This is a genomic window from Pokkaliibacter plantistimulans, assembly GCF_003194385.1.
GTDB lineage: Bacteria > Pseudomonadota > Gammaproteobacteria > Pseudomonadales > Balneatricaceae > Pokkaliibacter > Pokkaliibacter plantistimulans.
In genome coordinates this window covers 1-11,477 of sequence record NZ_LAPT01000131.1, presented here as the reverse complement: position 1 = coordinate 11,477, position 11,477 = coordinate 1, and the positions used below count along the sequence as shown (strand labels likewise).

Genomic DNA, 11,477 nt, shown 5'->3' with positions numbered 1-11,477 from the left:
GACACGGTATTCGGCAACGCAGATAGATTTTCAACGGCCTGTTACTTACCCGATGCTCTGTCGGACCCCACACAACAAGGAAAATATCGGTCATGAAAGTCGCTAATCTGTTCACTCGTACCAAAGCCGCCGTGCTGCTGTCTTCCGCTCTGCTGGGCGCCAGCATCAATGCCGCCCATGCAGACAGCATGGCACTGGTACTGTCGACCCTGAACAACCCCTTCTTTGTCACCATGAAGGAAGGTGCAGAATCCACCGCCAAAGCTCTGGGCTATGATCTGGTGGTGCTGGATTCACAGAATGATCCCGGCAAGGAACTGGCCAACGTAGAAGACCTGACCGTGCGTAAGGTCAAGGCCATCCTGATCAACCCCACTGACTCTGAAGCGGTCGTGAATGCGGTGCGTATGGCGAACAACGCCAACATTCCGGTACTGACGCTGGATCGTGGCGCTGCTGGTGGCAAAGTGGTCAGCCACATTGCTTCTGACAACGTTGCTGGCGGCAAGCTGGCCGGTGATTTCATCGCTGAAAAACTGGGTAACGGTGCCAGGGTCATCCAGCTGGAAGGGATCGCCGGTACATCAGCTGCCCGTGACCGTGGTGAAGGTTTCAATCAGGCTGCCAAGGCGCATAACTTTGCCGTGCTGGCCAGCCAGCCCGCTGACTTCGACCGCACCAAAGGTCTGAACGTCATGGAAAACCTGCTGAACGCTCATCCTGATGTACAGGCCGTGTTTGCCCAGAACGATGAAATGGCACTGGGCGCAGTGCGTGCCATTCAGGCCTCTGGCAAGAAAATCATGGTGGTTGGCTTTGACGGTACTGACGACGGCAAAGTGGCCGTACAGCGTGGCCTGATGGCGGCGACCGTTGCCCAGCAACCTGAAAAAATCGGTGAGATCGGCGTAATTACTGCTGACAAGCTGCTGAAAGGTGGCGACGTTGAGGCTAATATTCCCGTCGAATTGAAGTTGATTACTGAATAACGTTCGTTGCCTTTGCGGTAAATGATCGATGAAAGCGAGCCCCGGGCTCGCTTTCGTCCCTGAGAACCAAGGCGGGCCGCAGCGGCATACGACTTTCAGCAAAATGAGAAGAATGATAATGAGCCAATCCCTGGTTGTTTTAGGCAGCGTCAATGCGGATCACATTCTGCAGGTAGAGCATTTCCCCCGTCCCGGTGAGACCATCCGCGGTCGCGGCTATCAGGTAGTGGCCGGTGGCAAAGGCGCCAATCAGGCCGTTGCCGCTGCACGTCTGGGTGGTAACGTCAGCTTTATCGCCTGCGTGGGTAACGATGATACCGGCCGCAGCATGCGTGAAGCTTTCGCTCAGGATGGCATGAACATTGATGGCGTCATGGTGGAGAGCGATCTGCCCACCGGCATTGCCATCATCTATATCAACGCCGAAGGCGAGAACTGCATCGGCCTGTCAGAAGAGGCCAATGGCCGTCTGAGTGCTGAACGCATCGAGCCGCATCTGCCGATGATCAAGCAGGCAGGTGCACTGCTGATGCAGCTGGAAACGCCGCTGGATGGCTGCATTCTGGCTGCCCGTACCGCCCGCGAGGCCGGTGTACGTGTGGTACTGAACCCGGCTCCGGCGCGCAGTCTGCCTGCAGAGCTGCTGAGTCAGGTGGATATGATTACCCCTAACGAGACCGAAGCCGAAGTGCTGACCGGGATCGCCGTCAGAGATCAGGCTTCGGCGGCAGAAGCGGCAGCCAGCCTCCATGCCCTCGGGATTTCGACGGTAGTGATTACCCTGGGTTCGCAGGGCGCCTATATCAGCCAGCGCAGTGACGCCGGCACTGACGGGGCAGTGATCACAGGCTTCAAGGTGCAGGCAGTTGATACCACCGCAGCCGGTGATACCTTCAATGCCGGATTGCTGGTAGCGCTGTTGGAAGGCAAGTCCATGCAGGAAGCGGTGCCTTTTGCCCATGCTGCCGCGGCTATTTCCGTCACCCGTCTGGGTGCGCAGACGTCTATCCCGCGTCGGGCTGAAGTGGATAGCTTTCTGCAGGCTCGGTAAAAATAGGCTCCAGCACAAGGGTAGCGGCAGGTGCCGTCACCCTTGTGGTGCGCTTCAAGAATTGTCCTGGCAGGAGTATCTGGCCCAATGGCTACCATCAAGGACGTCGCCAGGCTTGCTGGTGTATCCACCTCCACGGTTTCTCACGTTATCAATCACACCCGTTACGTCAGCGAAGAGATCAGTACGCGCGTGCAGGCTGCTGTCGCTCAGCTCAACTATGCTCCCAGTGCGGTGGCGCGCAGCCTCAAGATCAACACCACCAAAACCTTCGGCATGCTGGTTACCGTCAGCACCAACCCGTTCTTTTCTGAACTGGTGCGCAATGTCGAACATGCCTGCTATCAGCAGGGCTATCACCTGATTCTGTGTAATACCGAAGGCGATGTAGAGCGGCTGCAGAGTCATCTTGATCTGCTGTTGCAGCGCCGGGTGGATGGCCTGCTGCTGATGTGCACCGAAACCAATCACCATATAGCGGGCTGGTTCGAGCGTTTTGGCTCGGTGCCGACTGTGATTATGGACTGGGGCCCGATTCAGCCGGGAATGGATACCATTCAGGACAGCGCCGAAGAGGGCGGTTATCTGGCCACACGCCACCTGATTGATGAAGGGCACCGTGACATTGGCTGCCTGACCGGGCCGATGCAGAAGCTGCCTGCACAGCAGCGCTGGCAGGGCTATCAGCGGGCGATGCAGGAGGCAGGTCTGGTGGTCAATCCGCAGTGGGTACTGGAAGGCAGCTTTGACTGCGAAAGTGGCTATCAGGCCATGCTGGCGCTGCTGCAATTGCAGCAACGGCCGACCGCCATGGTCGCTGGTAATGACATGATGGCCATGGGGCTGATCAGCGCTGCTGCCGAACACGGTGTCCGGGTACCGGATGATCTCTCCATCGTGGGCTACGACGATATTCCCTTTGCTCGCTATATGACGCCAGCGCTGACCACCATTCATCAGGATACGGCACGGATTGCTGCCGTTGCGGTACAAACTTTGCTTGAACGGGTACAGGATAAACAGCAGGCAGACCGTACGGTGATGATGAAGCCCAGTCTGGTGCAGCGTGCGTCGGTACGTCGGTTAAGCCCAACCGTCTGAGCAGTAGTTCTTGATCAGTAGTTCTTGATCAGCAGTTTTTGAGCAGTGGCGTGACGGCTGCTCAGCCCAAAGACGGGTTTACAGATGCCAGCTGGCGGCGGAAGCTAGGAGTACTGTCGGATGTGACGCCGGACTTACTGCGAAAAAGCCGGTCAAGTCTGGCAGGCTCGCAGGAATGTATTCCTGATCTGCTGCGCATCGGATACACGGCGTGACTTTTGTGTGCTGAATCATGTGGCGTGCGGGATCATCTGGCGCACGAGATCAGGGATATGTCCGCGGCGATTAGCGCTCAGGGCTGTGATTAACGCTCAAGGCTGTGATTAACGCTCAAGACTGTGATTAACGCTCAAGACAGTGAGGACTCAATGCAGTTTCAGCTTACCTACGATGCCAAGCAGGACAGGATGTTGTTGCGGGTCAATCTCGGTGACCGTGTGCTGGGGTTCTGGCTCACGCGCCGTTGTTGCCGGATTCTGTGGCAAGTGATTCAGCAGCGTCTCAACACTCAGCTGGTGCCGGGGGTCACCCCGCAAGCGCAGGGCTGGATGAAGCAGATGCAGCACCAGCAGATCGACAAAAAGCTTGATACCACTCCCGAACCGCCCGCGGCTATTGCCGGAGAGGCGATTCTGGTGATGGCCATTCGTCACGGCTCGCACAGTGATGGTCGGCATCTGATCGGTCTGTATGACGAGCAGGAGCAGGGCGAAACCTTTGTGCTGTCCGCTGAGCTGTTGCACGGGCTGATCAAGATTCTGATGGAGTCAGAAAAGAAAGCGGACTGGGCACTGAATCTGGACTGGGACCAGCAGGGCAGTCCCGCTGCTTCCATGACCCTGCAGTAACCCCAGCCCGCACCTGCCGACGTTAACGTGGCAGTGGAATATATTCCTGATCATCGCCAGGGATGGTCGGGAAACGTTGATTGATCCAGTCTTCCCGTGCCTGCTCGATGCGCTCCTTGCGACTGGAAACAAAATTCCAGTTGAGGAAGCGCCGTCCATCCAGTGGCTCGCCCCCCAGCACAATCAGCGTGCTGTCCTGTTCAGCAATCAGGCACAGGCCGTCATGGTCTGCGGCGATGCCGAGATTGAAGGCTTCCACTTTTTCATCCTGATCGGTGTATACCTCACCCCTGACCACATAAAACGCCAGCTCGCTGTAATCTGCCGGTAGCTGGAACTGGCTGCCTGCCTTCATGGTCAGGGCGGCAAACAGGGTCGGGGCGTAGGTTTTGACCGGAGAGGTCAGGCCCAGTGCACTGCCCATCACCAGATGCAGGTGAATACCATCGCCATTGAACTCAGGCATGGCAGTACTGGGGTAATGCAGGAATTCCGGCTCCATTTCCTCCAGAGGCTTGGGTAGCGCCAGCCACATCTGGATACCTTCTACCGCCGCGTCATCCTGCCGGACATGGGCAGGCATCCGTTCCGAGTGGGTAATGCCTTTGCCCGCCGCCATCAGGTTGACCGCGCCCGGCGTGATTTCCTGCACGGTCCCCAGGCTGTCACGGTGCATGATGGCGCCGCTGAACAGATAGGTCAGGGTGGCCAGACCGATATGCGGGTGGGGGCGCACGTCCCCTTCGGTGGTATCCGGCGGGAAGTGCGCCGGGCCCATATGATCAAGGAAGACAAAGGGGCCGACACTCTGGCGCACGACGGCGGGCAGCAGGCGGCGGACGGGGAAGCCGATGTCCTTGGCTTTGGGATGAAGCAGGTGTTGTAAGCTGGGCATAACCTGTTCTCCGGTAAAGGGGTTGATGAGCGGGCTGAGCATCTGGTGTTGAGGTTGATGTTCAGCGCGCTGGCTACCTGTGTGGAAAAATCGTCGGCAAATTCGTTGGTGAGATCTGCAACAGATGCTCAGAAATCGCCATTACGAAAATCAGTAACGGCCTGTTCGATCTGCTCGCGGGTATTCATGACAAAAGGCCCCCACTGCGCAATCGGTTCATTCAGTGGACGTCCGGCGATCAGCAGCAGCCGCGCTCCCTCTGCCGATTGCAGCGCGATGCCTTCGCCCTGATGGTCACGCATGCGGTTGCCCGACAGCGCTGCCAGACGGCGAGTAGTGACCTTGCGCTGGCTGTCACCGGCCAGCACTTCACCTGAATAAACATAGATGAAGGCGTTGTGGCTGGCAGGGATAGCCTGCCAATGGGGTTTGCCGGGGGCCAGTTCAATATCCAGATACAGTGGCTCTGTGTCCGGGCGGCTGATGGCACCGGCAACACCTTCGCTCTCCCCGGCAATCACCCGGATATGGGCACAGGACTCGCTGGTGTATTCAGGAATGGCCGAAGCGGGCAGATCCTGATAACCGGGGTCGATCATTTTCTTGTCACTGGCCAGATTCACCCATAACTGGAAACCGTGCATCAGGCCGTCTTCCTGCTCGGGAATCTCGGAGTGCAGAATGCCGCGACCGGCCGTCATCCATTGCACTCCACCTGCGGTCAGCAAGCCTTCATTACCGGCGTTATCGCGGTGACGCATACGGCCAGCCAGCATGTAAGTCACGGTTTCAAAACCGCGGTGAGGGTGTTCGGGGAAACCGGCGATGTAGTCATCGGGGTTATCGGAGCGAAATTCATCCAGCATCAGGAAAGGGTCAAGGCGACGTTGCAGCTCCTGAGTCAGCACCCGCTGCAGACGAACGCCTGCGCCGTCGGAAGCCTCCATACCGGCAACGACATGCTCAACTTCGCGGCTTTTTCCGGGGGTGTGGACAGTGGAATTCATGGCATCCTCCTTTTCACTCTGGTGTCGATAACGTGGGCATCAGTCACAGCGTGCTTACGTTATTAACAGGCTGTTTTTGACGCGGTATTCGGCAACGCGGATAGATTTTCAACGACCTGTTAAGGGGGCAAACCCTGCACGGGGCAGGGTTGGCAAGAGGGGATCAGTCAGCCTGACGTTTGTCGATGCTGGGGTAGCTGGCGCCATGTTGTACCAGCAACAGCAGACCACCGGCGATAGACAGGTTTTTCAGGAAGTTGGTCATCTGCATGGCATCACCGGGGTGGAAGTGGAACAGGAAGCCGGTGACGATGCTGAAGCCTGCCAGAATCAGTGCGATCCAGCGGGTCTGGAAGCCGACAACCAGTGCCAGGCCACCGCCGATTTCCAGCAGAATAACCAGTGGCAACAGGAAGCCCGGTACACCCATGGATTCCATATAACCCTGGGTGCCGGCGTAACCTGCGCCCAGTTTGCCGACACCGGCGATAACGAAGAGAGATGCTAGCAGTACACGAGATACAACGTTGATGGCTGCGTTCATGGTATGGCTCCTCAATGCTCTGTAGTTCCGAACGAGTTCTGTACTCGTCACGTCTTGCAATGTTGATGTGGGATATCGGGTTTTTGACAGTCACTGAGCGATTTGCTTTATCTGGTCAGTCGCTGTCGATGGAGAAACTATAGGTGAGGGTCCGTTTACGAAAAAGCTGAAAAATTGACACTTCATGTTCAGAAAAACTGACACCTTTCTGGTGAAGTTGTTTAAAGGAATTGGATATATGCTGCTACGCAGCGAAAAGAGCAGCAGGTGGGAGTGCGGAATGCAGTGTGGGGAAGCAGGGTGTGGAGCGGCAGTGTGAGGAAGCAGTGTGTGGAGCGTCAGTTCAGACTGATATGCTGCCAGCCACGGCCGGTCTGGCGGTAGCTGGCAGCGTGTGAGCATTTGCAGGGCGCGCGAGCGGCTCTCGGGTTACTGATGGATCCCCGGCCTGACCACCAGACTGGCGGGCTGACGCTGCAGAATGACTTCGCCCTTTCTGATTGACCAGCGCACATCCTCCTGACGACGAACGACTTCGTAGTCATCACTGCCCGACAGAATGATCAGGTTGGCGGGCTTGCCGACCTCGATACCATAGCGATCACTGATACCAAGCGCCCTGGCACTGTTGTCGGTAATCAGGCTGAGGGCTTTGGAAATATCCTGATAGCCCATCATCTGGCAGATGTGCAGACCTGCATCCAGTACCCGCAACAGCTTGCCATTGCCAAGGGAATACCAGGGGTCGAACACCGAATCTTCCGCCAGACAGACATTCATGCCTGCCGCCAGCAGCTCCTTGACGCGGGTGACGCCACGGCGTTTGGGGAAGGTATCAAAGCGACCCTGCAGATGGATGCTTTCCGTCGGGCAGGAAACAAAACTGATCCCTGATTTTTTCAGCAGCCTGAACAGTTTGGAGCAGTAGGCATTGTCATAGGAGTGCATGGCCGTGGTGTGACTGGCCGTGACCCGATGGCCCATATCGTTGAACAGCGCCTCGGCTGCCAGCACCTCAAGAAAGCGCGAGTTGGGGTCATCGATCTCATCACAGTGCACATCCACCAGACGGTCATACTTTTTCGCCAGCGCGATAACGTGCTTCATCGAGGCTTCACCCAGTTCCCGGGTGTACTCGAAGTGCGGAATGCCGCCGACCACATCGGCACCGATTTCCAGTGACTCCTCCATCAGCCTGAGCCCGTTGGGATAAGACAGAATGCCTTCCTGCGGGAAGGCCACCACCTGCAGCTCCACCTTGTCTTTCAGCTCATCACGCAGTTCGCAGAAGGTTTTCATCGCTGTCAGGGACGGGTCAGTGGTGTCCACATGGGTACGGATCACCTGAATGCCGTTCTCCATCAGCAGCTGGATGGTTTTCAGGGCACGGGTGCGGATGTCCTCCGGCGTCAGCATCGGTTTGCGTTCTGCCCAGCGTTCAATCCCCTCGAACAGCGTGCCGCTCTGGTTCCAGTTCGGTTCACCTGCGGTCAGGGCGGCGTCCAGATGAATATGAGGCTCAACAAAAGGGGCACAGGCCAGATTGCCATCGGCATCGATATCGGTTGCCGCTGCACTGACGGCCGCAGGCTGCACCTCGATGGCGGTAAAGACGCCGTTGTCCATGGACAGGGTGAAGAGTTCGGAGCGATGACGGAGACGGGCGTTGACGATTTTCATGGTGTTTTCCTTATCGTGGCGGCTGGCCGCTGGCGAGCAACCGCAGAACAGAGTGAAGGCAGGGCAAACGTCAGAGCAGGATTGAAGTAAAAGAACATCATGGCACGGGCTCATGAGGGTCCAGCTGATGGGAGTGCAGCAGCATGCGCTCGATCAGCAGGGCGTTGTGCAGGTTGAGCCGGTGCAGCGGGTCATGCAGTGGGCGGCCAGTGATTTTTTCCAGCGTGGCCAGACGATTACGCAGGGTGTTGCGATGAACACCCAGTGTGGCCGCCGCGTTGATATGGTGCCCGTGGCTGTTGAGATAGCAGGCCAGCGTGGCTTTCAGCTCCTGTGATTCTTTACTGCGGTTGAAGCACAGGCTGCCCAGGGTCTGGTTGCAGAAATCCAGCAGCAGACGTTTGTCCTGAATGGCGGCAAACAGCCGGGCGACCCCCAGTTCACGATAGTGTACGGGCTGGTTGAGCTGATGATGAATTTCAGCAAAGGTGGCGGCCTCACGGGCCTGCTGCATGCCTTCGGCGAGGCTGCTAAGCCCCTTGCCTTCATTGGCAATACCGATCACCAGTGGCATATCGGCCTGCACCTGCTGCAGGGACGCCAGCAGCTGGGCAATGTCTTCGCTGTCCGGTGACGTCGGCCAGATCAGCTGCCAGTCATGCAGCTGCCGCAGTACCGGGAAGGGGTTATCACGCAGTTTCAGTCGTTCCGGCAGCAACTCATCGAGGGTATTCTGCCAGTCTTCACGCTGTTGCCGGTCGCCGCCCTGTGCCAGACGGATCACCATGGCGCACAGTGGTTGCTGCGTCTCGATACCCAGCTCACGGGCGCGCAGATGGATCAGCTCAGGTGCTTCAGCAATACCGGCAATAATGCGACTGAGGAACAGGCGACGGGAGTGGCCGAGCAGATTGTCCTGCACGATGGCATTGCTGATGATCTCGGTCACGCTGACCATTTTCAGATCATAGGGCTGCTCCAGCAGAGCAAAACCGTAGTTGTTGGCCAGCTGGATGACGGCGGCGGGAATCTGCCGGATAAATGGCTGACCGGTGAGAATGACCATGCCCGCTACCTGCCGGGCACGGCCTTCTTCAATCAGCTGACACAGGTTGGCACTGTCACGCTGATGGTTGATGCCGGTGATAAATACCAGCTCACCGCCTTCCACCCAGGGCAGGATGGTGTCGTTCTCTGCCACATAGGGCCAGCGCACCACCTGACTGGCACCCTGAAAGCCCGCCCGAAAGCGAATGCTTTCAAGGCCGGGCAGGTGCGGGATGTCAGCGCAGGTGATGGGCATGGCGACATGTCCGGGCAGAAGGCATCCGGTGGTCTGAGTATCGATACTGGTTTATGACGAGGCCTCCGCGGTCAGTGTGCTGCTGGCGGTCAGTTTGACCAGCACGGTGTAGACCACGACCGCCACCACAATGCCCACCAGTGGCGCGATCCAGGGTGAGGTGTAGGCGGCGGCTGAAGCGATCACGTAAGCCGCCAGCCCCTGAACGTTGAAGGCGGGCAGGGTGACGGACTCCAGACTGGGGTACTGACCCTTATGGCGTACCCAGAAGTCCGCCATGATCACACCGCCAATCGGCGGAATGAAGGTGCCAAGCAGAATCAGGTAGGGGATCAGCATGTCATACATACCGTTGATCGCCAGCACGGTGCCAATCGCGGCGCCCGCCAGCGTGACCCACTTGCGATTGGGGGTGCGCAGCAGGTTGCAGCCTGCGACCGCAAAGTTGTAGATGGTGTTGTCCTGAGTGGTCCAGAGATTGAGGAACAGCATCAGTACCGCCAGGGTGACAAAACCCTGTGCCAGCATCACATCGACTACATCCGCCTGCTGATAAACCAGTGAACCAAAGGCACCGGTAAACACCATCAGGCCATTACCGACGAAGAAGGCACCCAGGGTCGCCCAGATGGCAATGGGGCCGGACCTGGCAAAGCGGCTCCAGTTGGTAGCCTGAGTTCCGCCACTGACAAAGGTGCCGAATACCACGGTAATACCGGCGGCCAGTGTCATCGGATCGGCAGGTGTCAGCTCAAACAGCTTGCCCCAGCTGCCGAGGTCTTCTCCCCCCTTGATAAAGCTGATGACGATGAAAATCAGCATGGCCGGTACGGCAAAACGGGACAGCCACTCCAGACCACGGTAACCAATCCAGGCGGTCACGCAGAAGCCAAAACCAAAGATCACCATCAGTGGGATTTCCCAGCCCTGAGGCAGGCCGAGGATCTTGATCAGCACGATGGCAATGGTGGCTACGCCCCAGGAGTACCAGCCTATCTGGGTAAAGCCGAGGATCATGTCGGCCAGCTTGCTGCCCCATTCACCAAAGCAGAAGCGGCCCATCAGCAGGGTATTCAGCCCGCTGCGGTAAGCGATATAGCCAAGAATGGCGGCGTAGACGCCGAGCAGCAGGTTGCCGATCAGCACCACCCACAGCAGTTCCGAGAAGGTGAAGCCACTGGCCAGTTTGCCCCCGGCAAACATGGTGGCGGTGAACAGGGTAAAGCCGACCAGCACCAGCGTGGTGGAGAGCAGACCTTTACGATCAGAATGAGGTACTGCCGAGAGAGGGTAATCCGTTGGAACATCATTGCTCATGGGAAACTCCTTTAGGTACGGCGTTGCAGGGGAGTGCACTGGGTATGTTGCCAGCGACGCTAAGAACGTATTCACGATCGGCTGCTATCTCGTGAGCACATTGTGATATCCGAATTGCGCTAGCTGTAAAGGCAAACTGCATACCAGTCTGAAACAGTTTTAAACCTAATGGTGCTCAGACAGCCTGTGTTGTGCGATGACGTGATGAATCCGTCGAGGTGATTGTGCAGTCTGCACAGTGTAGAAGGTGAGAGGCGGTTGAGCCACTGTCGCTTGCTGCGGCACCAGCAGGGCAGGTAGGGCAGTGTGCACCAGCACGGCGCAGCGTTAGCGCAGGATGGGCGCAGAGCGCTGACGGCGGCAGCGTTCGGAACAGTAACGCACTTGCTCCCAGTCTTTTGCCCATTTCTTGCGCCAGCGAAAGGGGCGCAGGCAGCAGGGGCAGACTTTTTCCGGCAAGTGGAGTTTCTTATGGGCCATCCGAGTGTTCTCAGGTTGCTTACTGGGGGGCTTAGCAGGCTGTTGAAAAACGTTATCGAGGCCGCCGAGACAAGGAAAAAACAGGCGAAAAAGCGGAGTTTAGTGAGCTAAATGAGCATTTTGAGCCTGTTTTTGACGCGGTATTCGGCAACGCAGATAGATTTTCAACGACCTGTTAGAACAGCGACAGCTGCCGCACATCCACTGACGACGTAGCATGCCGCTGGGCGGAACGGCGCCGACTACCGTGTTTTTCATAGAC

11 protein-coding genes are annotated in these 11,477 nt (G+C 57.5%); 4 read left to right on the top strand and 7 right to left on the bottom strand.

Translation table 11 applies throughout. The annotated features are described in order from the left end of the window. Window positions 1–92: 92 nt before the first annotated feature. The 4 genes from rbsB to WH50_RS23375 all read left to right on the top strand — a co-directional run bounded on the left by rbsB (window position 93) and on the right by WH50_RS23375 (window position 3,989). Window positions 93–989, top strand: a complete 897-nt coding sequence (rbsB, locus tag WH50_RS23390) for a ribose ABC transporter substrate-binding protein RbsB (RefSeq protein WP_110189609.1) — start codon at window positions 93–95, stop codon at window positions 987–989. Window positions 990–1,107: 118 nt separating this feature from the next. Next, window positions 1,108–2,040 (top strand): ribokinase, encoded by a 933-nt coding sequence (gene rbsK, locus WH50_RS23385; RefSeq protein ID WP_110189608.1) that lies wholly within the window; start codon window positions 1,108–1,110, stop codon window positions 2,038–2,040. A gap of 87 nt (window positions 2,041–2,127) precedes the next feature. Next, window positions 2,128–3,141 carry a substrate-binding domain-containing protein gene (locus WH50_RS23380; protein ID WP_110189607.1) on the top strand — a complete coding sequence of 338 codons (1,014 nt, stop codon included), beginning with the start codon at window positions 2,128–2,130 and terminating at the stop codon, window positions 3,139–3,141. A gap of 368 nt (window positions 3,142–3,509) precedes the next feature. After that, window positions 3,510–3,989, top strand: coding sequence for a hypothetical protein (locus tag WH50_RS23375; RefSeq protein WP_104152223.1), 480 nt, complete (start codon window positions 3,510–3,512; stop codon window positions 3,987–3,989). A 22-nt stretch (window positions 3,990–4,011) separates the two neighbouring features. Here the strand turns inward: WH50_RS23375 and WH50_RS23370 are convergent, their stop codons facing one another. The 7 genes from WH50_RS23370 to WH50_RS23340 all read right to left on the bottom strand — a co-directional run bounded on the left by WH50_RS23370 (window position 4,012) and on the right by WH50_RS23340 (window position 11,215). Further along, window positions 4,012–4,884, bottom strand: coding sequence for a pirin family protein (locus tag WH50_RS23370; RefSeq protein WP_110189610.1), 873 nt, complete (start codon window positions 4,882–4,884; stop codon window positions 4,012–4,014). A gap of 128 nt (window positions 4,885–5,012) precedes the next feature. Next, a complete protein-coding gene (locus WH50_RS23365) occupies window positions 5,013–5,891 on the bottom strand; it encodes a pirin family protein (protein WP_110189606.1) in 879 nt (292 codons plus the stop codon). A 163-nt stretch (window positions 5,892–6,054) separates the two neighbouring features. Further along, the gene (locus WH50_RS23360) at window positions 6,055–6,435 is read right to left on the bottom strand and encodes a DoxX family protein (protein ID WP_104152221.1); all 381 of its coding nucleotides are present in this window, start codon (window positions 6,433–6,435) and stop codon (window positions 6,055–6,057) included. A 429-nt stretch (window positions 6,436–6,864) separates the two neighbouring features. Continuing rightward, window positions 6,865–8,115, bottom strand: a complete 1,251-nt coding sequence (codA, locus tag WH50_RS23355; RefSeq protein WP_110189605.1) for a cytosine deaminase — start codon at window positions 8,113–8,115, stop codon at window positions 6,865–6,867. A gap of 97 nt (window positions 8,116–8,212) precedes the next feature. Then, complete coding sequence (locus WH50_RS23350; RefSeq protein WP_110189604.1) at window positions 8,213–9,418, bottom strand: PucR family transcriptional regulator; 1,206 nt, start codon at window positions 9,416–9,418, stop codon at window positions 8,213–8,215. A gap of 51 nt (window positions 9,419–9,469) precedes the next feature. Beyond that, window positions 9,470–10,735, bottom strand: a complete 1,266-nt coding sequence (codB, locus tag WH50_RS23345) for a cytosine permease (protein ID WP_110189603.1) — start codon at window positions 10,733–10,735, stop codon at window positions 9,470–9,472. A 327-nt stretch (window positions 10,736–11,062) separates the two neighbouring features. Next, window positions 11,063–11,215 carry a DUF2256 domain-containing protein gene (locus WH50_RS23340; protein WP_110189602.1) on the bottom strand — a complete coding sequence of 51 codons (153 nt, stop codon included), beginning with the start codon at window positions 11,213–11,215 and terminating at the stop codon, window positions 11,063–11,065. Window positions 11,216–11,477: the final 262 nt, after the last annotated feature.